At 74.0% G+C, this 23958-nt stretch carries 29 protein-coding genes; 15 read left to right on the plus strand and 14 right to left on the minus strand.

Annotated elements, in window-relative coordinates; all coding sequences use genetic code 11:
• Positions 1–21 precede the first annotated feature (21 nt).
• Together ACSMHG_RS08260 and ACSMHG_RS08265 are read left to right on the plus strand one after the other, a co-directional pair.
• Complete coding sequence (locus tag ACSMHG_RS08260; RefSeq protein WP_435743574.1) at positions 22–489, plus strand: MarR family winged helix-turn-helix transcriptional regulator; 468 nt, start codon at positions 22–24, stop codon at positions 487–489.
• Positions 490–597: 108 nt separating this feature from the next.
• The gene (locus ACSMHG_RS08265) at positions 598–1344 is read left to right on the plus strand and encodes a CPBP family intramembrane glutamic endopeptidase (RefSeq protein WP_435743576.1); all 747 of its coding nucleotides are present in this window, start codon (positions 598–600) and stop codon (positions 1342–1344) included.
• A gap of 62 nt (positions 1345–1406) precedes the next feature.
• Here ACSMHG_RS08265 and ACSMHG_RS08270 read toward each other — a convergent pair whose 3' ends face one another.
• The gene (locus ACSMHG_RS08270) at positions 1407–1583 is read right to left on the minus strand and encodes a hypothetical protein (protein ID WP_435743578.1); all 177 of its coding nucleotides are present in this window, start codon (positions 1581–1583) and stop codon (positions 1407–1409) included.
• A 174-nt stretch (positions 1584–1757) separates the two neighbouring features.
• On the opposite strand from ACSMHG_RS08270, the gene ACSMHG_RS08275 reads away from it, so the two are divergent.
• Genes ACSMHG_RS08275 through ACSMHG_RS08290 form a run of 4 tightly spaced genes read left to right on the plus strand, consistent with a single transcriptional unit; the run spans position 1758 to position 3874 of the window.
• Positions 1758–2420 carry a DUF2975 domain-containing protein gene (locus ACSMHG_RS08275; RefSeq protein ID WP_435743580.1) on the plus strand — a complete coding sequence of 221 codons (663 nt, stop codon included), beginning with the start codon at positions 1758–1760 and terminating at the stop codon, positions 2418–2420.
• Positions 2417–2647: a helix-turn-helix domain-containing protein gene (locus tag ACSMHG_RS08280; RefSeq protein ID WP_435743582.1), complete on the plus strand. Its 231-nt coding sequence runs from the start codon at positions 2417–2419 to the stop codon at positions 2645–2647. Before ACSMHG_RS08275 ends, ACSMHG_RS08280 begins: the two co-directional genes overlap by 4 nt.
• A gap of 59 nt (positions 2648–2706) precedes the next feature.
• The gene (locus tag ACSMHG_RS08285; protein WP_435743584.1) at positions 2707–3609 is read left to right on the plus strand and encodes a sigma factor; all 903 of its coding nucleotides are present in this window, start codon (positions 2707–2709) and stop codon (positions 3607–3609) included.
• Positions 3506–3874 (plus strand): RCC1 domain-containing protein, encoded by a 369-nt coding sequence (locus ACSMHG_RS08290; RefSeq protein WP_435743586.1) that lies wholly within the window; start codon positions 3506–3508, stop codon positions 3872–3874. Before ACSMHG_RS08285 ends, ACSMHG_RS08290 begins: the two co-directional genes overlap by 104 nt.
• 60 nt (positions 3875–3934) lie before the next feature.
• Here ACSMHG_RS08290 and ACSMHG_RS08295 read toward each other — a convergent pair whose 3' ends face one another.
• Positions 3935–4390, minus strand: coding sequence for a MaoC family dehydratase (locus ACSMHG_RS08295; protein WP_435743588.1), 456 nt, complete (start codon positions 4388–4390; stop codon positions 3935–3937).
• Positions 4391–4425: 35 nt separating this feature from the next.
• Between ACSMHG_RS08295 and ACSMHG_RS08300 the strand changes: the two genes are divergently transcribed.
• Positions 4426–5547: an adenosine deaminase gene (locus ACSMHG_RS08300; RefSeq protein WP_435743590.1), complete on the plus strand. Its 1122-nt coding sequence runs from the start codon at positions 4426–4428 to the stop codon at positions 5545–5547.
• Here the strand turns inward: ACSMHG_RS08300 and ACSMHG_RS08305 are convergent.
• From ACSMHG_RS08305 to ACSMHG_RS08315, 3 genes are read right to left on the minus strand one after another with little or no spacing between them, the layout of a single operon-like run.
• Entirely contained in the window at positions 5495–6004 is a 510-nt protein-coding gene (locus tag ACSMHG_RS08305; RefSeq protein WP_435743592.1) for a hypothetical protein, read from the minus strand. The two genes, ACSMHG_RS08300 and ACSMHG_RS08305, sit on opposite strands and share 53 nt — an antisense overlap.
• Positions 6001–6609 (minus strand): nucleoside/nucleotide kinase family protein, encoded by a 609-nt coding sequence (locus ACSMHG_RS08310; protein WP_435743594.1) that lies wholly within the window; start codon positions 6607–6609, stop codon positions 6001–6003. The genes ACSMHG_RS08305 and ACSMHG_RS08310 overlap by 4 nt, the downstream gene beginning before the upstream one ends.
• 33 nt (positions 6610–6642) lie before the next feature.
• A complete protein-coding gene (locus ACSMHG_RS08315) occupies positions 6643–7023 on the minus strand; it encodes a Rieske (2Fe-2S) protein (protein ID WP_435743596.1) in 381 nt (126 codons plus the stop codon).
• 109 nt (positions 7024–7132) lie between these two features.
• Here ACSMHG_RS08315 and ACSMHG_RS08320 point away from each other — a divergent pair, with 109 nt between their 5' ends.
• Positions 7133–7705 carry a hypothetical protein gene (locus tag ACSMHG_RS08320; protein ID WP_435743598.1) on the plus strand — a complete coding sequence of 191 codons (573 nt, stop codon included), beginning with the start codon at positions 7133–7135 and terminating at the stop codon, positions 7703–7705.
• A 6-nt stretch (positions 7706–7711) separates the two neighbouring features.
• On the opposite strand, the gene deoC is transcribed toward ACSMHG_RS08320, so the two are convergent.
• The 5 genes from deoC to ACSMHG_RS08345 all read right to left on the minus strand — a co-directional run bounded on the left by deoC (position 7712) and on the right by ACSMHG_RS08345 (position 12695).
• Positions 7712–8395 carry a deoxyribose-phosphate aldolase gene (deoC, locus tag ACSMHG_RS08325; protein WP_435743600.1) on the minus strand — a complete coding sequence of 228 codons (684 nt, stop codon included), beginning with the start codon at positions 8393–8395 and terminating at the stop codon, positions 7712–7714.
• A gap of 24 nt (positions 8396–8419) precedes the next feature.
• Positions 8420–10069, minus strand: coding sequence for a phospho-sugar mutase (locus tag ACSMHG_RS08330; protein WP_435743602.1), 1650 nt, complete (start codon positions 10067–10069; stop codon positions 8420–8422).
• Positions 10070–10103: 34 nt separating this feature from the next.
• Positions 10104–11108, minus strand: a complete 1005-nt coding sequence (locus tag ACSMHG_RS08335) for an aldo/keto reductase (RefSeq protein ID WP_435743604.1) — start codon at positions 11106–11108, stop codon at positions 10104–10106.
• Positions 11109–11210: 102 nt separating this feature from the next.
• Positions 11211–12008, minus strand: coding sequence for an NAD-dependent epimerase/dehydratase family protein (locus ACSMHG_RS08340; RefSeq protein ID WP_435743606.1), 798 nt, complete (start codon positions 12006–12008; stop codon positions 11211–11213).
• A gap of 18 nt (positions 12009–12026) precedes the next feature.
• The gene (locus ACSMHG_RS08345; protein ID WP_435743608.1) at positions 12027–12695 is read right to left on the minus strand and encodes a biliverdin-producing heme oxygenase; all 669 of its coding nucleotides are present in this window, start codon (positions 12693–12695) and stop codon (positions 12027–12029) included.
• A 152-nt stretch (positions 12696–12847) separates the two neighbouring features.
• Between ACSMHG_RS08345 and ACSMHG_RS08350 the strand changes: the two genes are divergently transcribed.
• From ACSMHG_RS08350 to ACSMHG_RS08375, 6 genes are read left to right on the plus strand one after another with little or no spacing between them, the layout of a single operon-like run.
• Positions 12848–13963: a heme/hemin ABC transporter substrate-binding protein gene (locus tag ACSMHG_RS08350; protein ID WP_435743610.1), complete on the plus strand. Its 1116-nt coding sequence runs from the start codon at positions 12848–12850 to the stop codon at positions 13961–13963.
• A complete protein-coding gene (locus tag ACSMHG_RS08355) occupies positions 13960–15042 on the plus strand; it encodes a FecCD family ABC transporter permease (RefSeq protein ID WP_435743612.1) in 1083 nt (360 codons plus the stop codon). Before ACSMHG_RS08350 ends, ACSMHG_RS08355 begins: the two co-directional genes overlap by 4 nt.
• 11 nt (positions 15043–15053) lie before the next feature.
• The gene (locus ACSMHG_RS08360; RefSeq protein ID WP_435743614.1) at positions 15054–15902 is read left to right on the plus strand and encodes a heme ABC transporter ATP-binding protein; all 849 of its coding nucleotides are present in this window, start codon (positions 15054–15056) and stop codon (positions 15900–15902) included.
• Positions 15890–17047, plus strand: coding sequence for a hypothetical protein (locus tag ACSMHG_RS08365; protein WP_435743616.1), 1158 nt, complete (start codon positions 15890–15892; stop codon positions 17045–17047). The genes ACSMHG_RS08360 and ACSMHG_RS08365 overlap by 13 nt, the downstream gene beginning before the upstream one ends.
• Positions 17037–18386, plus strand: a complete 1350-nt coding sequence (locus ACSMHG_RS08370; RefSeq protein WP_435743618.1) for a hypothetical protein — start codon at positions 17037–17039, stop codon at positions 18384–18386. Before ACSMHG_RS08365 ends, ACSMHG_RS08370 begins: the two co-directional genes overlap by 11 nt.
• Positions 18383–19765, plus strand: a complete 1383-nt coding sequence (locus ACSMHG_RS08375) for an HtaA domain-containing protein (protein WP_435743620.1) — start codon at positions 18383–18385, stop codon at positions 19763–19765. Before ACSMHG_RS08370 ends, ACSMHG_RS08375 begins: the two co-directional genes overlap by 4 nt.
• Here ACSMHG_RS08375 and ACSMHG_RS08380 read toward each other — a convergent pair.
• From ACSMHG_RS08380 to ACSMHG_RS08395, 4 genes are all read right to left on the minus strand, one after another.
• Positions 19755–20342: a TetR/AcrR family transcriptional regulator gene (locus tag ACSMHG_RS08380; protein WP_435743622.1), complete on the minus strand. Its 588-nt coding sequence runs from the start codon at positions 20340–20342 to the stop codon at positions 19755–19757. The two genes, ACSMHG_RS08375 and ACSMHG_RS08380, sit on opposite strands and share 11 nt — an antisense overlap.
• Positions 20343–20351: 9 nt before the next feature.
• Complete coding sequence (locus ACSMHG_RS08385; protein ID WP_435743624.1) at positions 20352–21002, minus strand: TetR/AcrR family transcriptional regulator; 651 nt, start codon at positions 21000–21002, stop codon at positions 20352–20354.
• Between the two features lies 1 nt (position 21003).
• Complete coding sequence (locus ACSMHG_RS08390) at positions 21004–21831, minus strand: purine-nucleoside phosphorylase (protein ID WP_435743626.1); 828 nt, start codon at positions 21829–21831, stop codon at positions 21004–21006.
• Positions 21832–21980: 149 nt separating this feature from the next.
• Positions 21981–22433, minus strand: a complete 453-nt coding sequence (locus ACSMHG_RS08395) for a gamma-glutamylcyclotransferase (protein WP_435743628.1) — start codon at positions 22431–22433, stop codon at positions 21981–21983.
• 125 nt (positions 22434–22558) lie between these two features.
• On the opposite strand from ACSMHG_RS08395, the gene lpdA reads away from it, so the two are divergent.
• Positions 22559–23950, plus strand: a complete 1392-nt coding sequence (gene lpdA, locus ACSMHG_RS08400) for a dihydrolipoyl dehydrogenase (protein WP_435743630.1) — start codon at positions 22559–22561, stop codon at positions 23948–23950.
• The last annotated feature ends 8 nt before the right edge of the window (positions 23951–23958 follow it).

Below are 23958 nucleotides of genomic sequence, written 5' to 3' on the forward strand. Positions count from 1 at the left end.
TCACGCCGATAGCCTGCGGCGGTGACCATCTCTGCGCGCGCCGACGACCTGGCGCGGGCGCTCCCGCCAGCGGTGGGGCCGATGTTCCGGTTGCTGCGCCGAGCGGTCGCGGTGGGGTACGCGTTGCCCCGCCTCCCCGATGCGCAGGTGGACGTGCTGCGGCTGGTGGAGCGACGTCCCGGGGTCGCCGTCGCCGAGGCGGCCGACGAGCTCCAGCTCGCGCCGAACACGGTGTCGACGCTCGTGCGCGACCTCGAGGCTGCCGCGCTGCTCGACCGGCGCCAGCGGCGGCGGGATCGGCGGGTGGCCGAGCTGCACCTGACCCCGGCGGCCCATGAGCGCCTGGCCGCGTGGGCGGAGCACCGGCAGGGCGTGCTCGAGGAGCTGCTCTCGCGCCTGGCTGAGGACGACCGTCGGGCACTCGCCGCGGCGGTTCCCGCGCTCCACCGCTTCCAGGCCCTGCTCGTGGAGCGCGCAGCCGACACCTGAGGTCCGGGCCGGTTCGGGCGCGGCTCGTCACGTCGTGTTCAGCCGGCGCGCCCGGGATCGACGCGCCGAGTGGGTCGTCGTGTCACGTGACGCACCGAGACTGGTCGGGTGCCCGTCACCGGAGAGCAACGTCGCGCGCTCGCCTTCGGGACCGCGGTGCACCTCGCCCGCTTCGGCGTGATCCTCCTCGCGCTCGCACTCGCAGATCTCCTCGGCATCGCCGGCTGGTACGCCGGCCTCTTCGCCAATGCGCTCTGCGTCGTGTTCGCCGCGGCGCTCGTCACCTACTTCGGTCTGTGGCGGCGCATCGGTCTGACGACCGTCTGGCGAGGCCGGACGGCGGCACTGCTGCTGCTCGTGCCTCTGGCAGAGGCGCTGTGGTGGCTGCTTCCCGCCGGGCTCGCCGAAGAGCCGCCCGGGTTCGGGCTCTGGGCGCTCACCCTGCTCCTGGTCGGGGTGAACGAGGAGCTCGTCAGCCGCGGGGTGGTCCTGGAGCGGATGCGGCGTTCCTTCCGTCCGGGTGCGGCGGTGGTGACCACTGCGGCACTGTTCGGCCTGCAGCACCTCTCCGCGTTCGCCACTACGAGCCGCGGCGCCTCCGACATCCTCCTCAACGTCCTCGCGTCCGGGTGCTACGGATTCGCGCTCGCGGCCTTCCAGCTCAGGTTCTCCTGGCTGGCGCCGCTCGTCCTCGTCCACGCCCTCGCCGACTTCACCGCGATCCTGAGCGCAGACGGTCCCGGAGACCTCGCGGCAGCGGGGATCTCGGTGGTCTTCGTCGGCTACGGGGTGCTGGTGCTCCGGGGTGCCGGCTCCGTCGGCGACCCAGGGCGTGGCCCTGTCGGTCGCCCCTAGGGTGCGGGCCCGGCCGCCGCGGCCGTCCTGCCCGCACGTCGGCTGAGGCCCAGGCCGGGCCCTCAGCCCTCCGCGAGACCGGTCTCCTCGCCCTTGCCGGCCTCCGCTGCCAGCCCGTCGCCGTCGGCCTCGGCGTCGAGCCGGTCCTGGAGCTCGGCCACCTCCTGGCGTTCGGGGTCCGGCTCGCCGGCAGGGGTCGTGGCGCCCTCTGCGGGGGCGTCGGGGTGCTGCTCGCTCATGCATCCTCCTCGGTTCCCGCCGGCCAGGTGGGGCGGCGTCACCGGGGCGGTACCCATCGGTGCCGTACGTCGCGCACGGGTGCTGATCGCCGGTCTCGCCCTCTGGCGGACGAGCCTCCGGTGGCTTAACGTCTGTCGTTAACAACGACAAACGTTATGGGAAGGAGGGTGCGGATGCCGTCGTCGCAGCGCCGACCCGACCCCTTCGGTCCGATCGAGACCATCGTCTCGTTCCTGCTCTTCGTGCTCGTGGCCTTCCTGCTCCTCTTCGCCGTCATCGGGGTCGTCGGGGTCGTCGTGGACGGGCGGGCCGACATCTCGATCGCGACGATCGGCGACCCGACTGCGTGTGCGCTGGTGAGCAACGAGGCGGTCCCGAGCTCGACCGGCGTCTCGCAGAGAGACATCCGGCGGGACGTCGGTTCGGTGATCGCCGAGGAGGTGAGGGTCTGCATCGACGATCCGACCCTCTTCCAGAAAACCGCGTCAGCGCTCCAGCCCGTCGGCGACCTCGTCTTCGGTGTCGGCTCCCTCGTCCTGCTCCGCGCGGCGATCCGGGTCGGGCGACGGAGCGGACCGTTCACCGTCGCCTTCGCCCGCCGCGTGCAGCGGCTCGGCTGGTTCATGCTGGTCATGTCCGCTCTCTGGCCCTTCCTCGCCGCTGCAGGCCGCGGAGTCGTCCTCGACGCGGTGGTGCCGCGCCAGACCTGGACCTACCCGCTGTTCCAGCCGGGCGTCTCTGTCGCGCTCGTCGTGGTCTCGTTCGGCGTGCTCACCACGGCTCGGCTCCTCCGACGAGCGGTGCTGCTCCAGGAGGAGGCGGACCAGACCGTATGAGCGACCGGGGCACCCCAGAGGCCCACCGGGTGGTGGTGCACCTCGACGCGCTCCTCGAGGAGCGGGGCATGACCTTGACCGAGCTCGCCGACCGCGTCGGTGTCTCGATCGTGAACCTGTCCAAGCTGAAGAACGGGCACGTCCGCGCCATCCGCTTCAGCACCCTGACCGCCGTCTGCGATGCGCTCGGTTGTCAGCCCGGAGACCTGCTCACCGTCACCCGCTGACCGCCGAGGACGCCGCGGAGTTCACCGACCTGTCCGAGCCACTGCGCCACGAGCTCCGGGTGCATTGCTACCGCATGCTCGGCTCGTACGACGAGGCCGAGGATCTCGTGCAGGAGGCGCTGCTGCGTGCCTGGAAGTCGGGGGAGAGGTTCGCCCAGGGGAGCAACATCCGGGCCTGGCTCTCCAAGGTGGCGACGAACGCGTGCCTGGACTTCCTGCGTGCTCACGAGCGGACACCGGTGCCGTACGACAGGTTCCCCGGGATGGACCACGGCACCGGTGAGGCGCCGCAGAAGGTCGCCTGGCTGCAGCCGGCACCGCTGCCCGAGGACTGGGCCGAGGCGCCAGAGACCATCGAGCTTGTCGGGATCGTCGGCGCTCGCCATGCTTCGTCGGTGACTACTCAGGCCATCGCCGCCGGGCCGCGCCACTCGCTGGGGCTGTGCGGGGACGGCACCGTCGTCGCTGCCGGCACCTCACCAGCCGGTGAGTGCCGCACCGAGGGCTGGCGCGACGTCATCGGCGTGGCGGCAGGCAACGTGCACACCGCCTCGAACACCGGACGATCCCACAGCGTCGGGCTCCGGTCCGACGGCACCGTGGTGGCCACGGGCTGGAACGGTGACGGGCAGTGCGAGGTCAGCTCGTGGCGCGCGGTGATCGCAGTCGCCGCGGGGTGGCGCCGCACCCTGGGACTGCGTGCGGACGGCACCGTCTCGGCGGTGGGGCGGCCCGGAGAAGGGGCATGCGAGGTAGACGAGTGGCGTGAGATCGTCGCGCTCGCGTGTGGTGACTGGCACTCGGTGGGCCTCAGGGCGGACGGGACCGTGATCGCCGTGGGCAGTGCTCGGTGGGTTCGTGGCGTGCGGTGCCGCCGTCGCCGCCGGGTACCTCCACACGGTCGGGCTCACCAAGGATCGACGCGTCCTCGCGGTGGGGGACCGGACGGCCGGTGCCTGTGACGTCGGCGCGTGGAGCGACGTCGTGGCGGTGGCCGCCGGCAGCCATCACACGGTCGCCGTCACCTCGGCTGGCCGAGTCGTGGCCGTGGGCAGCAACGATGCTGGCCAGTGTGAGGTGGCCGCCTGGCGAGAGATCGTCGCGGTGGCTGCCGGATCGAGGCACACGCTCGGAGTGCGGGTGGACGGTTCGGTCGTCGCCACCGGAAGTGGCGAGCACGGCCAGTGCGACGTCACCGGGTGGCGGGGGATCCGGGTGCCCAGCTGATCGTGCGCGCGGATCCGTGGGCCATCCCGACGGGTAGCAGAGCGAGCCCCCGGGCGGATGTCAGCCGGCGAGCAGCAGCACGACGGTCTCGGCGACGCAGGCCGGCTTGGACTCGCCCTCGATCTCGACGGTGTACTTGATGATGGCCTGCTTGCCGGCGGGGATGTCGGTGACGTCCCCGAAGGCCACGTGGCCGCGGATCCGCTTGCCGACGTGCAGCGGATTCGGGAAGCGCACCTTGTTGACCCCGTAGTTGAGCTTCGCCCCGGGGGTGTCGAGCGCGAAGACCTGCGAACCCAGCCACGGGACGAGCGAGAGGGTCAGGTAGCCGTGGGCGATCGTGCCGCCGAAGGGGCCGTCCTTGGCCCGCTCCACGTCGACGTGGATCCACTGGTGGTCGCCGGTCGCCTCGGCGAACAGGTCCACCCGCTCCTGGTCGACCTCCACCCAGTCGGTCGAGCCGATGTCGGTGCCGGCCGCCTCGGCGACCTCCTCGAAGCTGGAGAACGTGCGCATGGGGACTCCTTGAAGGCGAGGGAGGGAGTGCTTGGATGGACGCCATGCAAGATAGTGCCCCCGTCCCGCTGACCGAGGAGCAGGTACGTCGGGCCCCGAAGGTCCTCCTCCACGACCACCTCGACGGCGGCCTGCGGCCGCAGACCGTCCTCGAGCTCGCCGCCGAGTGCGGCCACCGGCTGCCCGTCGACGGCGACGCCGAGGCCCTCGGCCGGTGGTTCGCCGAGTCGGCGAGCTCAGGATCCCTGCCGCGCTACCTCGAGACCTTCGACCACACCGTCGCCGTCATGCAGACCGGCGCCGCCCTCACCAGGGTGGCGCGGGAGTGCGTGGAGGACCTCGTCGCCGACGGGGTCGTCTACGCCGAGGTCCGCTACGCCCCGGAGCAGCACGTCGCGGGCGGGCTCACCCTCGACGAGGTCGTCGCCGCGGTCCAGCAGGGCTTCGACGAGGGCTGCGCCGCCGCCGGCGACCGGATCGTCGTCCGCCAGCTGCTCACCGCCATGCGCCACCAGGCGCGTTCCATGGAGATCGCCGAGCTCGCCGTCGCCTGGCGCGACCGCGGCGTCGCCGGCTTCGACATCGCCGGTGCGGAAGCCGGCTACCCGCCGACCCGCCACCTCGACGCGTTCGAGTACCTCCAGCGGGAGAACAGCCACTTCACCATCCACGCCGGCGAGGCCTTCGGGCTGCCGTCCATCTGGCAGGCCATCCAGTGGTGCGGCGCCGACCGGCTCGGTCACGGCGTGCGGATCATCGACGACATCACCGTCTCCGAGACCGGCGACGTCGAGCTCGGCCGGCTGGCGGCGTACGTCCGCGACCGGCGCATCCCCCTGGAGATGTGCCCCGCGTCGAACGTCCAGACCGGGGCCGCCCCCTCGATCGCCGACCACCCGATCGGGCTGCTCAAGCAGCTGCGGTTCCGCGTGACGGTCAACACCGACAACCGGCTGATGAGCGGCACCTCGATGACCGCCGAGCTCTGGTCGCTGGTCGAGGCCTTCGGCTACGGCGCGCGCGACCTCGAGTGGTTCGCGGTCAACGCGATGAAGTCGGCGTTCCTCCCGTTCGACCAGCGCTACGACCTGATCACCCAGGTCATCAAGCCCGCGTACGCCGAGCTGGCGGCGCAGGCCGCGGACCCGCAGCGCTGACCACGAACCACGGCCGGGCCCACCGGCCGTGCCCCGCCCGGACACCGCCGGTGGTCGGGTCGTAGAGGGACAGCAAGCCCCCGTCCGTCCCGAGCACCAGCAGGACGTGGCGGGGGAGCAGCCGGTCGCCCACGAAGAGCGCGTACGGCATCGGGGCCGACGCCACCCGGGAGCGGCTCGCCGGCCGTACCCGGTGCCGCTGGCCCGTGAGCGCCGTCAGCTCGCGCGCGACCGCCCACGGTGGCGTGCCGAGGAACCGCGGCCACGGCAGCTGCGGTCGCCGGCGCAGCCACGGCCGGGTCACCCGGCGGTGCGTCGCCAGCACCTCGGCGTCGAACCGCGGCGCCGTCGCCGCGGCGTACTGCTCCTCGCGGAGCATCCGCGCCACCACCAGCACCGACGCGCCGCAGGAGAACCGGTCGGGCTGGCGCAGGGCACCCCACGGCAGCGGGCTCACCGTGGGGTGCCGGCCTGCAGCCGACGCACCCGGGCGAGCGCCTCCTCCGGCCCCACCGGCTCGCACCCCTTCGCCACCGCCTCGGCGACGACGTCGCGCTGGGCGCGCAGCAGGGCGAGCCCGCGCCTGACCAGCACCAGCGGCGGTTTCCGGTGCTCGCGCAGGTCGCGGTGGAGGCGCAGCCAGAAGGTCCGCAGCGCGGACCGTCGGATGCAGTACGCCGCGGCGACCAGCCCGGCCTCCCGGGCGGGACGCACGACGTCCGGCGCGAAGATCCCCTCGGCGACGAACAGCGGCGACCCCGCCAGGTCGAGCACCTGCCACCCGCGCCGCCCGTCATGCGCGATGTCGTAGATCGGCACCTCGGCGCGGCCCTCCCGGCACAGCGCCGCCAGCGCCGCCAGGGCGTCCTCGGGCAGCCAGGACTCCGCGTGGTCCCAGTCGACCATCCCCGCGTTGGCGCCGGAGGTGAGCACGGGGAGCGTGGGGTCGCCCCCGGACTTGTAGAAGTCGTCGAGCCGGAGCACCGGCAGCCCCATCCGTGCGGCGAGCCGCGACTTCCCCGAACCCGAGGGCCCGGCGAGGACGATCACCTGCGCGCGCACCGCGCCATTCTGCCGTGCGGCCCCGGTCGGCCGTCAGTCGACCTCGACGCGGTCGCCGGTGACCCGCGCGCGCCCCACCCGCAGCCGCAGCACCTTCGAGTACGCCGCGACGAACTGGCGGTAGCCCCGTGCCGGGCCGTGGTAGGCGAGGAAGCCCTTGGGACCCTCGACCATCTTCCCGCTGCTCACGTCGTACCGGCTCTGGTGCCACGGGCAGACCAGGCAGCCGTCCTCGTCGACGTGGCCCTTGCTCAGGTCGGCCAGCTGGTGCCGGCACCGGCGCGAGACCGCGAACGGCTCGCCGGTGCGGCCGTCCTCGTCGGTGGTGCGGCGCAGGCCGACCACCCACTGGCCCAGCAGGCGCACCCGCCCACCGGCGAGCTCGGACAGGGACGCGGACTTCTCGGTGCTCATGGACGCCCGGTACCCACCCGAACGCTCACCGACGGTCGTCCGTCGGTCACGCGAGCCGACCTGGTCGAGCCGTCGTTTCATCGCCGGCACCTGGGGGAAGAACGACCGCGTGCTCGACCTTCGCCCTCGCGCCGCCGGTGCGCGCCGCCCGTGGGGCCTCCTGGCGACCGCACTCCTGGGTGCGGCGGCGTGGTCGGCCTGCGGCGCGGACGACGCCGCCGAGCCGGCCGACGCACCGGCGACGTCCGGGGCGCTCACCGACGAGCCGTCGCCTGGTGGCGAGCCGGAGCAGGGCAGCTGCGCCGAGGTCATCCCCGCCGATGTCCTGACCGGCCTGGGCTGGTCCACCGAGGGTGCGCCCGAGGAGGGCGTCGGCGGCTGCGAATGGGCAGTGGCGGACGGACTCGTGGTCGTCGCCTCCGAGGACGGCACGCTCGAGCAGGCCTGCGCCGAGCTGGAGGCCCAGGCCGGCGGGGTCTTCCGCTCCGACGCCGCGGGGGTGGCCGAGGGGCTCAGCGGATGTGCCGACCGGCCCGAGGGAGAGCTCGGCCTCTCCACGCTCCTGGTGGCCGGCGAGGACGGTGCGGTGCGCCACGTCCGGATCGCGCCCCGGGTCGCGACCGACCCGGCGGCCGTCGACGTCGCGCTCGAGCGGCTCTCGGCGACCTCCGCCGAGGTGTGAGGCGGGTCAGTAGCCGCCGGTCCCCGAGGCGGTGTCGCCCAGGAGTGCCCGGCTGCCGGAGACGCCGAGCCGCGTGGCGCCGGCGCCCAGCATGGTGCGGGCCTGCTCGAGGGTCCGGACGCCGCCGGACGCCTTGACCTGCACGTCGGGGCCGACGGTCTCGGCCATCAGCCGCACGGCGTGCTCGCTGGCCCCGCCCGCGGGGTGGAACCCGGTCGAGGTCTTGACGAAGTCCGCGCCGGCGGCAGCGGCCGCACGGCAGACCCCGACGACCTCCTCGTCGGTCAGCGCGGCCGACTCGATGATCACCTTGAGCACGGTCGGGGCCGGTGCCGCCTCGCGGACCGCGGCGACGTCCCGACCGACCGCCTCGAAGCGGCCCTCCTTCGCGGCGCCCACGTCGATGACCATGTCGATCTCGTCGGCGCCGAGCCGCACCGACTCGGCGGCCTCGGCCGCCTTGACGGCGGAGGTGTGCTTCCCGCTCGGGAAGCCGCACACGACCGCCACCTTCAGCCCGCTGCCCTCCGGCACGTCGAGCGGCAGCATCGACGGCGAGACGCAGACCGAGTACGTGCCGAGCTCGACCGCCTCGGCCACGAGCGCCTCCACGTCGGCGCGGGTGGCCTCCGGCTTGAGCAGGGTGTGGTCGATGGTGCGGGCGACAGCGGTGGGGGAGAGGGCACTCACCGCACCAGCATAGGTTCGCCCGGCTCAGATGCCGGCGGCCGCCTTGATGTCGGCGCGCAGCGCGTCCAGGCGGCCGGCGGCGTGGATCCGGGCGGCGTCGACGCCATCGGCCGGGTCCACGTCCACGACCACCTCGAGGTAGCACTTGAGCTTCGGCTCGGTCCCGCTGGGGCGTACGACGACGCGCGCCCGCTCCGCGAGCCGGTAGCGCAGTCCCTCGGTCGGCGGGAGGTCCGCCGACCCGGCGGCGAGGTCGTCGACGTGCTCGACCGCGAAGCCGCCCAGCGAGGCGGGCGGCTGCGCGCGGAGCCGCTCCATGGCCGCGTCGATGTCGGCGAGGTCGGTGACCCGCACCGAGAGCTGGTCGGTCGCGTGCAGCCCGTGCTCGAGGGCGATCTCGTCGAGCACGTCGGTGAGCCCGCGACCCTCCGCCTTCGCCGCGGCGGCCAGCTCGCACAGCAGGAGCAGCGCCGAGACGCCGTCCTTGTCCCGGACGTGCTCGGGGTCGACGCAGTAGCCGAGGGCCTCCTCGTAGCCGAAGGCGAGGCCCTCCACCCGGCCGATCCACTTGAAGCCGGTCAGCGTCTCGGCGTACGGCTGGCCGTGCGCGGCCGCCATCCGGCCGAGCAGGGACGAGGAGACGATGGAGGTGGCGTAGGTCCCCTCCTTGCCCGAGGTGAGGAGGGCGTGCGCCAGCAGCGCGCCGACCTCGTCGCCGCGCAGCATCCGCCAGCCGTGCGGGCCGGGGACCGCCGCGGCGCAGCGGTCGGCGTCGGGGTCGTTGGCGACCACGAGGTCCGCGCCGTGCCGCTCGGCCAGCGCCATGGCCAGGTCCATCGCCCCGGGCTCCTCGGGGTTGGGGAAGGCGACGGTCGGGAAGTCGGGGTCCGGCTCCTCCTGCTGGACCACCACCCGGGGCTCGGCGAAGCCGGCGGCCTCCAGCACGCGGGCCACCGCGTCGCCGCCGACCCCGTGGAGGGGGGTGTAGACGACCGCGAGGTCTCGTGGTCCGTCGGCGGCCAACCCGGCCACGGTGTCGAGGTAGCGGTCGACGATGCCCTCGTCGAGCACCTTGCCGGCAGGACCGCGCGGCACGTCGCCGACCGGGCCGACCGCCGCGATCCGCCGGGCGATCTCCTCGTCCGCGGGTGGGACGATCTGGCTGCCGTCGCCCAGGTAGACCTTGTAGCCGTTGTCCTGCGGAGGGTTGTGGCTGGCGGTCACCATCACCCCCGCCGAGCACCCGAGCTCGCGGATGGCGAAGGCGAGCAGCGGCGTGGGCAGCGGCCGCGGCAGCACGTGGGCGCCGATCCCCGCGCCGGTCATCACCTCGGCGGTGTCACGGGCGTAGACATCGCTGTCGTGGCGGGCGTCGTAACCGATGACGACCGGACCGGTCGCCCCGGTCTCGCGCAGGTACGCCGCCAGCCCGGCCGCGGCCCGGGTGACGACGACGCGGTTCATCCGGTTCGGGCCGGCGCCGATCGCACCCCGCAGGCCGGCGGTACCGAACTCCAGCGTGCCCGCGAACCGGTCGGCCAGGTCGGTCGGGTCGCCGCCCGCCTCGACCGCGGCCACGACCCGGGAGAGCTCGTCCCGGGTACGGGGGTCGGGGTCCTCGGCGATCCAGGCGCGGGCGGACGCGAGCAGTGCGGGAACGTCGGTGTTCGTCACCGGGCCACCCTACGAGGGCGGTCCGGCGACCGGGTCAGGCGTCGATCGAGGACATGTCGCCGTACCGGGCGCCGACCACCGCGTCGCGGGGCACCGCCTCCTCCAGGCGGCGCAGGTCGTCCCCGGTGAGCGCGACGTCGACCGCGCCGACGTTCTCCTCCAGGTACCGCACCCGCTTCGTGCCCGGGATCGGTGCCACGTCGTCCCCCTGGGCGAGCACCCAGGCCAGGGCGAGCTGGCCGGGCGTGCAGTCCTTCTCCGCCGCGATCTCCCGCACCCGGTCCACGAGACGGAGGTTGGCGCGCAGGCCCTCGCCGTTGAGCCGCGGGAAGTACGGCGTACGGCGCGAGTCGCCCTCGGCGAGGGACTCCTCGGACGTGATGGCGCCGGTGAGGATGCCGCGGCCGAGCGGGGAGTAGGGGACCAGGCCGATCCCGAGCTCGCGCAGCGTCGGGAGGATCTCGTCCTCGATGTCGCGGGTGAACAGCGAGTACTCCGACTGCAGCGCGGTGACGGGGTGGGTGGCGTGGGCGCGGCGGATCGTGGCGGCCGACGCCTCGGAGAGGCCGAGGTGGCGCACCTTGCCGGCCTCGACCAGCTCGGCCATCGCACCGACGGTCTCCTCGATCGGGACCGAGCGGTCCACGCGGTGCTGGTAGTAGAGGTCGATGTGGTCGACCCCGAGCCGGGAGAGGGAGGCGTCGCAGGCGGCGCGGACGTACTCCGGTCGACCGTTGATGCCCACCCGCGTGCCGTCGGGACGCCGTTCGTTGCCGAACTTCGTCGCCAGCTGGACCTCGTCGCGGCGGCCCGCGATCGCCGCGCCGACCAGCCGCTCGTTGGTGAAGGGGCCGTACATGTCGGCGGTGTCGAGGAAGGTCACGCCCAGGTCGAGCGCGCGGTGGATGGTCTCGGTCGCCGTCTGCTCGTCCGCGGTGCCGTAGAACTCCGACATCCCCATGCAGCCGAGGCCGAGTGCGGAGACGGTGAGCGGCGAGGCGGTGCCGAGGGTGCGCTGCTGCGTCACGGTAGAGGTCATGTCCCTAGCAAAGACCTCCCCTCCAAGCGCCGACGGTTCCTAGCCGAACTTCCTCAACCAGCCGCGCGGTGGGTGGTGAGCGTCGAGCGGTGGCTGGTTCGGTCAGGGCCGGTCGAGGGCGGGGCGCTCGAAGGTGGCGGTCGCGTACGGTCCGCCGACGTGCGCGGCGTCCCAGTCGTCCTCGGGGGAGGGTGGGATCCGGTCCGCCCACGCCTCGGCGTCGTCCTGCGGCTCGTACCCCAGGGCGCGCCCGGGCTCGAGGTCCCACCAGGCGCGGGTGTTCGCGGAGATGCCGTAGAGGACGGCGAAGCCGGGTGCCGTCGCGGTGAGCGAGGCCTCCACCATCCGCACGCAGTCGTCGTGCGAGAGCCAGGTCGAGAGGTGCCGGACGGTCTCCGGCTCCGGGAGGAAGGAGCCGATCCGGCAGGCGACGGCGTCGATGCCGTACCGGTCGGTGTAGAGACCCATCAGGGCCTCGGCCGCGACCTTCGAGACGCCGTAGAAGGTGTCGGGGCGGGGGTAGGCGTCGACGCCGACCAGGTCACGGCGCGGCGTGCGGCCGACGGCGTGGTTGGAGGAGGCGTAGACCAGGCGCCGCACGTCGTGGGCGACCATGGCGTCGAGCAGCGCGGCGGTCGTGACCACGTGGGACTCCAGGGAGTCCGGCAGGCTCGCCTCGCCCGGGTGGCCGGCGAGGTGGACCACCGCGTCGACGGGCTGCTCGGCGAGGACCGCGTCCACCGCGTCGGCGTCGGCGCAGTCCAGGGTGTACCAGGGCCCGTCCTCACCCGAGGGCTGCGGCAGCCGGTCGACGCCGACCACCTCGTGCCCGCGGTCGGCGAGCCCCACGGCGACGACCCGTCCGATGCTGCCGGCGGCCCCGGTGAGCAGGACCTTCATGCGCGGGTGCCGGAGGCGTCAGGTGCGGCGAAGGGCATCGATGTCGTCTCCGAGCTCGGTGAAGAGGTCCTGGTTCAGCCGGAACGCTACCTTCACCTCCTCGACGACCCGCGCGACCTCCGTCGGCGCGAGCGTCAGGGAGTCGAGCCGCGCGCGGTAGGCGTCCTTGTAGGGCTTCGGCTTCGGGATCGCCGGGAAGGCGTAGAACGCCGTGCCGGCGCCGCCGAGCCCGAACGTCCGGTCCAGCGTGCGGCCGATGGCCTGGCCGCCGGAGAGGTCGCCCAGGTAGCGCGTGTAGTGGTGGGCGACGAGGGCGCCGCCCCAGGGTGCAGACTCCAGCCGGGCGCGGTACGCCGTGGCGGCGGGCGACTCCTCGGGCGCGAGCTCGTGCGGTGCGCCGGGGGCCCAGTGGTCGAGGTCGGCGTCGATCGCGGCCAGGCGCTCCAGTGCGGGGTCGTGGACGGCCGCCACCAGTGGGTCGTCGGCACGGTCGCGGACGACCGTCTCCATCGCGGCGTAGACGACGCGGAGCCGCCGCAGGTAGGCGGCGTACCCCTGCTCGGAGATGCGGCCGTCGAGCAGCTCGGCCATGAAGACCGAGCCCTCCGCCGCCTCGTGCTCGGCGCGGGAGCCCTCGCGCATCGCGACGGAGAGGGCGGGGGTGGTCGTGGCGTCGAGCACGGTCATCAGGGTTCTCCGGGTGGTGTGGGGGAGCGGCGCCAAGCAGCTGGGCACCATGCAACTGCCTTCTGGACAGCCTGTCAAAAAGATGTCGACAACCTGTCGACACGAGCCGAATTGTAGGTAAGGCTTGCCTAACTATGCGCTACTGTCCACCCGTGCGTCCGAGTCACCGCCCCGTAGCGGCCCTCCTCCCTGCCGTCCTCGCGGCCGCCCTGCTCGCCGGTTGCGGCATCACGACGGGCGAGCGCGCCGTCGGCGCGGACACCGCGACGCGGTCCCCGACGACGCCGCCCCCGCTCGCCGAGGTCGAGCCGCTGGCCGACGCCCGGGACTGGCGGGGCGAGGTCGTCGTGGAGGCCGACGACGCGGTCGACCCGGTCGCGGAGGCGCCGCGGCAGGAGCTGCCGGTCACCCTGACCGACGCACAGGGCACGCGGGTCACCGTGGCGGACGCGAGCCGGGTGCTGGCCCTGGACGTGCACGGCACGCTGGCGCGGACGGTGGCCGAGCTCGGCCTCGCCGACCGTCTCGTCGGGCGCGACATCTCCACGCAGGCCGAGGGACTGCGCGAGCTGCCCCTGGTCACCCAGGGTGGCCACGACCTCTCCGCCGAGGCGATCCTCGAGCTCGACCCGACGCTGCTCATCACCGACACCTCGCTCGGGCCCTGGGACGTCGTCCTGCAGGTGCGCGACGCGGGCATCCCGGTCGTCGTGCTCGACCCTCACCGCGGGCTGGACAACGTCGGTGCCCTGGTCCGGGGCGTCGCCGAGGCGCTGGGCGTGCCCGACGAGGGTGAGGAGCTCGTCCGGCGCACGCAGGCCGAGGTCGCGGACGTGACGGCCCGGATCGCCGAGGTGGCGCCGGCCGACGAGCGCGAGCGGCTGCGGATGGTCTTCCTCTACGTCCGGGGGCAGTCCGGGGTCTACTACATGTTCGGCGAGGGCTCCGGGGCCGACTCCCTCATCGAGGCCGTCGGCGGCTATGACGTGGCCGAGGAGATCGGCTGGAGCGGGATGAAGCCGCTCACCGACGAGGGCCTGGTCGCCGCCCAGCCCGACCTGGTCCTGATGATGACCGGCGGGCTCGACTCGGCCGGCGGCGTCGACGGCCTGCTGGAGCGGCTGCCCGCGCTCGCCGAGACGCCCGCCGGTCGCAACCGGCGGTTCGTGGCCATGGACGACGCCGCGATCCTGGGCTTCGGCCCGGCCACGGCGGCGGTCCTCGACGCGCTCGCCGTGGCGACGTACGCGCCGGGAGCCGTGTCGTGACCGCGGTGGTACCGGCCCCGACGGGGGCGCGGCTCGGCCTGCGCGCATCGGCCACCCGGCTCGGTCTGCTCGGTGGGCTCGCCGTGGCGCTCGCGGGGGCCCTCGTCCTCGGCGCCGGCCACGGGCAGCTCGACGTCCCGCCGTCGGAGGTCGTCGGGGCGGTCCTGCACCGGCTCGGCCTCGAGTGGGGGCCGCTGCCCGCGCACCCGCAGGGCGAGAGCACCCTGTGGCAGGTCCGGTTCCCGCGCGTGGTCATGGCGGCGCTCGCCGGCTCGGCGCTCGCCACCGCCGGGGCGCTGATGCAGGGGGTCTTCGGCAACCCCCTCGCCGAGCCCGGTGTCGTGGGCGTCTCCTCCGGCGCCGCCCTCGGCGCGGCCACGGTGATCGTGCTCGGCCTCGCGTTCGCCGGCACGTGGACGGTCGCGGCCTGCGCCTTCCTCGGCGGCCTCGTCGCCACGCTCCTCGTCTACCTCATGTCGCGCGACGGAGGACGCACCGAGGTCGTGACGCTCGTGCTCACCGGCATCGCGCTGAACGCCGTCGCGGGCGCCGGCCTCGCCTTCCTGATGTTCCTCGGCGACACCCAGTCCCGCGAGGAGATCGTCTTCTGGCAGCTCGGCAGCCTCAACGGCTCCCGCTGGGAGCAGGTCTCCGTCGTCGCGCCGCTCGCGCTCGGCGGCATCCTCGCCGCCCTCCTCCTCGCCCCGCGGCTCGACCTGCTCGCCCTCGGCGACCGGGCCGCGCGCCACGTCGGCGTCGACGTCGAGCGGCTCCGTCTCGGGGTGATCGTGGTGGTCGCCCTGCTCACCGCCGCGGCCGTCGCGTTCTGCGGGATCATCGCGTTCGTCGGGCTCGTCGTGCCGCACCTGGTCCGGCTCGTCGCGGGGCCCGGCCACCGGCTGCTGGTGCCCGCGAGCGCGCTCGGCGGAGCGGTGCTCCTCGTGCTCGCCGACCTGTGGGCGCGGACCGCCATCGCCTACGCCGACCTGCCGATCGGGATGCTCACCTCGCTGGTGGGCGGACCGTTCTTCTTCTGGCTGCTGCGCCGCGCCCGTCGTACGGCGGGGGGCTGGGCGTGACGGGCGCGGGCGTGACGGGCGTGGGCGTGGCCAGCGGGTCCACGGCCGCGCTCGTCGCCCGCGGCCTCACCGTCGAGCTCGGCGGTGCGGCCGTCCTCACGGACGTGGACCTCGACGTCCGAGCGGGGGAGCTGCTCGCCCTGGTCGGTCCGAACGGGGCCGGGAAGTCCACCCTGCTCGGCGTCCTCTCCGGCGACGTCGTGCCGGCGACGGGAGTGCTGGAGGTGGCCGGCCGCCCGGTCGCCGACCACTCCGCCCGGGAGCTCGCCCGCCTCCGGGCGGTGCAGCTGCAGAAGCAGGGCCTGGCCTTCGGCTTCCGGGTCGCCGACGTCGTCCGGATGGGGCGCTCGCCGTGGCACCGCTCGGTCCGGGCCGCCGACGACGACCGGGTGGTGGGCGCGGCGATGGTCCGCGCCGACGTCTCGCCCCTGGCCGAGCGCCTCTTCCCGACCCTCTCCGGCGGCGAGCAGGCACGGACGTCCTTCGCGCGGCTGCTGGCCCAGGAGACGCCGGTGCTGCTGCTCGACGAGCCGACGGCCGCGCTCGACATCCGTCACCAGGAGGCCCTCCTGCGGGTGGTGCGGCAGGAGGTCGCGGCCGGCGCGGCGGCCGTCGTCGTCCTGCACGACCTCTCGCTCGCCGCGGCGTACGCCGACCGGGTCTGCGTGCTCGCCGGCGGGCGGGTCCGCGCGATCGGCACCCCGGCCGACGTGCTCACCGGCGAGCTGCTCAGCGACGTCTACGCCCACCCGGTGGAGGTGCTCGACCACGCCGGCCACCTGGTCGTCGTCCCGGTGCGCGACCCGCGACCGGGTCCGACCGCCGTTCCCGCTACCGAGGAGGTCCCGTGCTCCGGCTGATCCCCGCCCTGCTGCTCGCCGCCACCGGCGTGCTGGTCGTCCCCGCTGCGCCTGCCCACGCGGCGGCCGGCGTGAGCGTCACCAACCCGGCCGGCGCCCCCGTCGTCGACCCGACCTACGCCACCACCCTCACCGTCTCGGGCACGGGCTTCCAGTCGGTGCGGGGCGGCCACGGCGGGATCTACGTCTTCTTCGGCGCTGTGGGCGAGGGCTGGCGCCCGAGCCAGGGCGGGGCCACGGGCGAGGACTACTGGTACGTCCCGGACAGCGAGGCGCGCGACAACCAGGGCTTCCAGAAGTTCGTGGCCTTCCCCGGCTCGGACACCGCCGGCTCCGCCAACGGCGGCACCATGTCGCCCACCGGCGCCTGGTCGACGACCCTGGTGGTGCCCGGGGCGACCTTCCGTGCCTACGACCGCGACGACGAGGTCCGCACCATCGACTGCCGCAGGCTCACCTGCGGCATCATCACCGTCGGCGCCCACGGCGTCGACAACGCTGCGAACGAGACGTTCACCCCCGTGCGCGTCGCCCCGCTCGGGGCCGGCGCGGCCGCCGGGCCGACCGCGGGCCCGGCGGCGACCGCAGCGCCCACGACCGGCGCGGCGGACCCGTCGACCGGCGGCTCGACGGACGACGCGACGGACGACGCGACGGACGACGCGACGGACGACGGGACAGGGGGCTCGACGGACGCGCCGGCCGACGCGCGGACGCCGGCCGGTCCAGGCTCCGACCCCGCCGCCACGCTCGAGGTGGACCGCGCCTCGGCCGCCGCCGGCAACGTCCTGCCGTTCACCGCCACCGGGCTGCCTCCGGGTCGGCAGGTGACCGTGGTGCTCGACGACGGCGCAGCCGGGGCCGGGCCCTTCCTCGTCGGCGCCGACGGTGGCATCGCCGGGTTGCTCGCGCTCCCGGACGCGACCGAGGCCGGCACCCACGAGCTGCGGGTGCACGGGGTCGAGGGCGCACCGTCCGTGCGGTTCGCCGTCACGACCGCGGCGCCGCGGCCGGTCGCCGTCCGCAGCGCCGGCCGCACGGCGGGCGAACGGGCGGGGCTCGTCTTCGCCGGTGCCTCCGGACTGGTGCTCCTCGTGGCGGTGGCCCGTCGGACCGTCCGGCGGGGGGTGCGCCGTGCGGCGTGACCTGGTGGTCGGCCTGGTCGCCGGCGCCGCCGCCCTGCTCCTCGGCGGCGCGGTCGCCGGGCCCGCGGGTGCTGTCGACGTCGCCGAACCCACCGCCGAACCCACCGCCGAACCCACCGCCGAACCCACCGCCGACACCTCGGTGCCGGTCGACACCGCGGTCCTGCGGTGGGGCATCAACGCCGAGTCCAGCAACCGCGCGCACGCGCCGGGCACGTACAACTTCCTCTCCGCAGGCCTGGTGCCCGACCCGGGCCGCGGCGGCTCCACCATTCCCCGGTCGCAGTGGCGTCAGCGGGCGGGCGCCGTGCGGATCCAGAAGTGGGACGGGGCCCGCTGGCGAGGAGCGACGTGGGCGGGCCTGTCGACCGATGCCGCAGGGAAGCCGCTGGGCCCGCCGGCGAGCGGCACGACCAGTGGTCTCCGCTTCGCCATCGCCGGTGGTGAGGGCCGCATCGACCCGGCCAGCGGGACCGCGCACGTCGAGTGGGACGGCGACCTCACGGTCCTCTACTACTCCGGGATGTCGATGTTCCACGTCTCCGACCCGGTCCTGGAGGTGGCCGACGGGCGGGGCACCCTCACCGCCACCGTCCGCGGGTACGCCTCCTCGCCCGACGACCCCTCGTCGTGGGCGCCGGTGCCGCCGCAGGTGGTCACGCTCGCCGACCTGCCGGAGGTCGAGGTGTCCGAGTCCGGCGGGTCGACCGCCCGCCCGGCGTACCGCGGGGTGGTCGTGGACACTCCCGGCCAGGTCACCGACGGGGAGTGGGCCGGCTCCTTCCCGCCGTCCTTCGTCCGGTACATGCACCGGCTCGGGACCGCGGCGTTCTGGTTCTCCAGCGGCTCCTCGACCGACCGGCTCAAGGTGCCGTCCATGCTCTCGGTGGCCTACCACGCGGGGGCCGGCGGCGACGCCTCCCCGGACCCCGCGCCGGACGCCGGCGCGGGCGGGAACCCGCCGGTGGTCGCCAACCCGGTGGTCGCCCCGCCGGCTGCTCCGGCGGCCACGCCGGCCCCGGCCGTCCCGGTGGTCACGACGCCTCCACCGCCGGCCTCGCGTCCGCGCGTGTCCCACCGGGCCGCGCCGCCTGTTGCGGAGCCGCCCGCGCTCGCCCCGGGTGCCACCGTGCCCGCCAGCGTCCAGCTCGTCGCGACGGGCTCGACCGGGGCCTCCGCGCCGGTCGACGCCGACCGCTGGCTGGCCTCCTGGTGGCTGGCCTCCTGGTGGCTGGCCTCCTGGTGGTTGGGCGGCGCCCTCCTGCTCGCCGCAGCACTCGTGCTGCTGCTCCCCGATCCCCGACGCGACCGCGTCGCCCGAGAGAAGAGGAACAGATGAACCGTCCCACCCGATGGGTCGCCGCCGCGGCAGCGACCGTGACCGCCGCCTCCGGCCTCGCCGTGGTGGCCGGCGGCGCCCCGGCCCAGGCCGCGTCCGCGCCGGCCCTCACCTGGGAGGTCTCCCAGCAGTTCGACGACCACCTGTCGGACCACGTGCTCACCGACGGCGCCACCGAGGCCGCCGACGGCGTGGTGACGTTCCCGGCCGGTGTGGGGACGGTCGACGCGTCGACCGGCGTGGCTTCGGTGACCTTCGACGGGTCCGTGTCCGGCTCCTTCGGTCTCCTGGGCACCACCTTCTACACGGTCACGATCGCCGACCCGACGGTCACCGTCGACCGGCAGGGCGAGGGCGTCGTGACCGCCGTGGTCTCCGCCTCGAACGTCGCGGCCCGCGGCAACCCCGCCGAGGAGACCGCGCCCACGCGGGTGACCGTCACGACCTTCGACGCCTCTCCGTGGACCTTCGCCGGCGGCCTCGGCAGCACGACCGCGACGCCGGACTGGGCCGGTGTGCTGGCGCCCGGCGCCGCCTCTGCGGCGCTCGGCATCCCCGCGGACCAGCCGGTCGACGGTCGGTCCTGGCACCCCGACTTCCTCGCGCAGCTGACCTCCGGGGTGCGCGCGCACTTCTATGCGTCCGGGTCCGGCAGCGACGCGAAGAAGGCGCCCGCACCCTTCACCGCCCAGGCGTCGGAGGCCGGCTCGCAGGCAGGGCCGTCGCTCACGTACGAGACGACGGCGTCCTCCGCCGACCGGGGGCTGACGCTGCGCGCCTCGGGCACCGGGTTCCGGGCGGTCACCAACCCCGGCGACGCCGGTGTCTACGTCGGTCTGGCTCCCGCCGGCGGGCTGCCCGACACCGACTCCCAGGACGACCAGGGCGCCTTCGCGGCCGCGGCCTGGGTGACCCCGGCGCAGATGCCCGACGGATCCTTCACCGTCTCGCTCACCGCACCCGCGGAGAAGCTGGAGCGCGGCACGGCGTACGCGCTCTACACCTGGCAGGCGCACACCCACTCCAACACCACCCAGGACACCGAGACGCCGGTCCGGATCGACTGGGCCACCCTCGCGCCGGCGAAGGTCGCTCCCACCTCCACCGTGCGGTGGACGAAGAAGCCGACCACCCACCGGAGCGGCAAGCTGCAGGCAGTCTACTCCGGTGACCACGGCGACGTCACGGGGAAGGTGAAGGTGAGGGTCGTCCGCAACGGGAGGCCGGTCGTCACCAGGACCCGCGCCCTCGTGGACGGCCGAGCGAAGGTCACGGTGCCGAAGCTCCGGAAGGGCAGCTACCGGGTGCGGGCTGTCTACCGGGGGTCCGACACGTACCTGCGCACGGCGGACAACCTCCGGCTGCGGATCAAGCGGTAGTCGTGGCCGGGCCCGTGGCGCCGACCGCGCGGAGCACGAACGCCTCGATCGTGCCCGCAGGGAGGTGCCGCGGGCCCAGGCACGCGTGGACCAGCGCCACGGTGCCGTGGACGTCCTCCACCACGAACCGGCCGGCGGCCGCGCCGTCCACGACGATCGCGCGCAGGACCTCCTCGACGGCCAGCACGTGAGCCCGGATCTGCTGGCGGGCGTCCGGCGACAGGGACGCCACCACCCGTGGGCCCGTGAGCTCGACGTGGAGCTCGTCGCCGGCGGCCAGGTGGTGGCGCACGTAGGTGCGCAGCTGCTCGGCGGGGTCGCTGGTGTCCCCGAGCGCGGCGCGCAACCGCTCGACGTACCGCTCGGTCTCGTGGCTGGCGAAGCCCACGACGACCGCGGCCTTGTCCGGGAAGTGGTGGTAGATCGTGGTGCGGCCCAGCCCGGCGCGCTCGGCGAGCGCGGCCATGGAGACGGCGTCGTAGCCGCGCTCGCCGACGAGCTCGGCGAAGGCGTCGAAGATCCGGCGCCGGAGGGCGGCCCGGTGCTCCTCCAGCGAGCCGGCGCTGATGCGGGGCACGCCGGAAGGCTAGCCGCCGGCGGGCAGCGGCGCGGTGAGCATCGCGGTGGCCATCTGCACGAGGTTGCAGATGAACCGCTCGGTGGGCAGCTCGTCGCGGCCCCGGGGAGGCAGCTCGCCGGCCCGCGCCCGATCAGCGATCGAGCGCATGATGAACGCCACCAGGAGGGCCAGCCGCTCCCGCTCGAGGGCCTCGTCCATGCCCAGCGGGACGAGCCGGCTCCGCAACAGGTCGAAGAGCTCGTAGCCACCCGTGCGCGCCAGGGCGGCCTCCACCTCCGGTCCCAGCGGCGTGATGTCCTGCTGGACGAGCTCGCCGACGATGACGATGTAGCAGCGTCCCCGCCATCCGGACTCGGCCATCTCGGTCACCGGCCGCACGATCGCCTCGATCACCGAGGCGACGTCGTCGTCGGGTCGTTCCGCGGCCACCGCGAGCAGCTCGAGCTCGCGCCGGCCGAGCTCGTCGGCGTGCCGCTCGAGGACGGCGGTCAGCATGCCCTCGCGGCTGCCGAAGTGGTAGTGCACCGCTCCACGGTTGCGCTGCCCGGCCTGACGGGTGATCTCGAGCAGCGAGGCCGCGTGGATCCCGTGCTCGGCGAAGGCGCGCGCTGCCGCGTCGATGAGCGCCTTCCGGGTGTCGTCGGCTGCGTGGGGCATGTCAGATCCTCGGGACGATCCGGCCGAGGAGCTCGCCCATGCGCGAGGCCGCGGCGCGACCGGCGTCGAGGACCTCCTCGTGGTTGAGCGGCTCGCCGCTGATCCCCGCCGCCAGGTTCGTCACCAGGCTGATGCCGAGCACCTCCATGCCCGCCTCACGGGCAGCGATCGCCTCCAGTGTGGTGCTCATGCCCACCAGGTGGCCACCGATGGCCCGGGCCATGCCGATCTCGGCCGGCGTCTCGTAGTGCGGTCCGGGGAACTGGACGTAGACGCCCTCGTCGAGCGTGGGGTCCACCTCACGGCACAGCGCCCGGAGCCGGCCCGAGTAGAGGTCGGTGAGGTCGACGAAGGTCGGCCCGACGATGGGGGAGCGGCCGGTCAGGTTGATGTGGTCGGAGATCAGCACCGGGGTCCCCGGCGTCCAGCCCTCCTTGAGGCCGCCGCAGCCGTTGGTGAGGACGACCGTCGAGCAGCCGGCGGCGGCCGCCGTGCGGACGCCGTGCACGACCGCGGCCACGCCGCGGCCCTCGTAGTAGTGCGTGCGGGAGAGGAAGGCGAGCACGTGCTTGCTCTGTCCTGTCGAAGGGTCGCCGACCCGGAGCGAGCGGATCCGTCCGGAGTGGCCGGCGACCGCCGCGGCGGTGAAGCCCGGCAGGTCCGTGGTGGCGATCTCCGCGGTGACCTCACCGAGCGCGTCGACGGCGGGCAGCCAGCCCGAGCCGAGCACCAGCGCCAGGTCGTGGCGCTCCACGCCGGTGCGGTCCGCGAGGACCCCGGCCGCCTCCTGGGCGAGCGCGTAGGGGTCGGAAGGCTGCTCGTGGTTCACAGGGGCCGAGCCTACGTCGGCCGCGGCTGCGGTGCCCGCGGGGGCTCGCCCCTGTGTCATCCCCGCGTCACCTGTGCATCACCCGCGCGTCGGTGCGACGACGCCTGGTGGTCGGGCGTCCGTGGGTTCTGGTCGCCGCGGGGCGGTGGTCAGAGACCGGTCGAGCGGCACGGGCGGCGGCGCAGCGCCGCGACGTAGTCGGCGGGTGCGTCCGCCGCCTCGGCCGCATCTGCCAGCACGCCGAGGTACGAGGCGGAGGGCAGGCCGCCCTCGTAGGCGTCGAGGACGTAGGTCCACACCACGACCTCGCCGTCCATGGTCGAGACCCGCACCTTCGTCTTCCGGTAGAGGCCCGAGTCGGCCGCCTCCCACCCGTCGAGCTGCTGCTCGTCCTCGCGGGTGACGTCGTAGACCGCGACGAAGACCTGCTCGAGGGGGTCCTGCACGATCGTCGACAGCGCGCCGTCCCAGCCGTGCTCCTCGCCACCGAAGGTCAGCCGCCAGCCGGTCAGCCAGCCGGTGGTCCGCATCGGCGAGTGCGGGCACCGCTCGCCCATCCGGGCGGGATCGAGGTTGGTCCCGTAGGCGGCGTAGAGCGTCATCGGGGTCCCTGCGGCGGTGCGAGCGCAGCGAGCAGCGGCGTGGGGTGAAGCGTCACGAGGGCAGGGTAGTGCCGGTCCGCTGCCCCAGTTGGGGTGGCCCGTGCGACGGAACTAGGCTGGCCGTCGTGAGCTCACACTTCGATGTCCTCGTCCTCGGTGCCGGTCCCGGTGGCTACGTCGCAGCGATCCGCGCCGCACAGCTCGGCAAGTCGGTCGCGGTGGTGGAGGAGAAGTACTGGGGCGGCGTCTGCCTGAACGTCGGGTGCATCCCGTCCAAGGCGCTGCTCAAGAACGCCGAGCTGGCCCACGTGCTGGCGCACGAGAAGGAGAAGTTCGGGATCGAGGGCGACGCCACCATGGCGTTCGGACCCACCCACAAGCGCAGCCGCCAGGTCTCCGCGGGCATCGTCAAGGGCGTCCACTTCCTCATGAAGAAGAACAAGATCACCGAGATCGACGGCTGGGGCACGCTGACCTCCGCCACCTCGATCGACGTGGCCAAGGACGGCGAGACCACCTCCTACACCTTCGACCACCTCATCGTCGCCACCGGCGCGCAGACCCGGCTGATCCCCGGGACCGAGCTCTCCGAGCGGGTCGTGACCTACGAGGAGCAGATCCTCACCGACGAGCTGCCCGGCTCCATCGTCATCGCCGGCTCGGGCGCCATCGGCGTCGAGTTCGCCTACGTGATGAAGAACTTCGGCGTCGACGTGACGATCGTGGAGTTCCTCGACCGGATGGTCCCCACCGAGGACGCCGACGTCTCCAAGGAGCTGCTGAAGCACTACAAGAAGCTCGGCGTCAAGGTGCTGCTCTCCACCAAGGTCGAGAGCATCGACGACTCCGGCGACAAGGTGAAGGTCACCGTCTCCAAGGACGGCGAGCAGCAGGTGCTCGAGGCCGACAAGGTGCTGCAGGCGATCGGCTTCCAGCCGCGCACCGAGGGGTACGGCCTCGACGCGATCGGTGTCGAGCTGACCGAGCGCGGGGCGATCGCGGTCGACGGCCGCGGGCGGACCAACGTCGAGAACGTCTACGCCATCGGCGACGTCACGGGCAAGATGATGCTGGCCCACGCCGCCGAGGCGATGGGCATCGTGGCGGCCGAGACGATCGCGGGTGCGGAGACGATGGAGATCGACTTCGACATGATCCCGCGGGCGACGTACTGCCAGCCCCAGATCGGCTCCTTCGGCTACAGCGAGCAGCAGGCCAAGGAGAAGGGCTACGACGTCAAGACGGCGACCTTCCCGTTCTCGGCCAACGGCAAGGCGCAGGGCCTCGGCGACGCGGTCGGCTTCGTCAAGATCGTCGCCGACGCCGAGCACAACGAGATCCTCGGCGCCCACATGATCGGCCCCGACGTCACCGAGCAGCTGCCGGCGCTCACCCTGGCCCAGCAGTGGGACCTGACGGCCGACGAGGTCGCCCGCAACATCTTCGCCCACCCGACGCTGTCGGAGGCCGTGAAGGAAGCGGTGCACGGCATCGCCGGCCACATGATCAACTTCTGAGTCGAGCA

Origin of the sequence: Nocardioides ureilyticus, from assembly GCF_051280745.1 — a bacterium.
Classification (GTDB): domain Bacteria; phylum Actinomycetota; class Actinomycetes; order Propionibacteriales; family Nocardioidaceae; genus Nocardioides.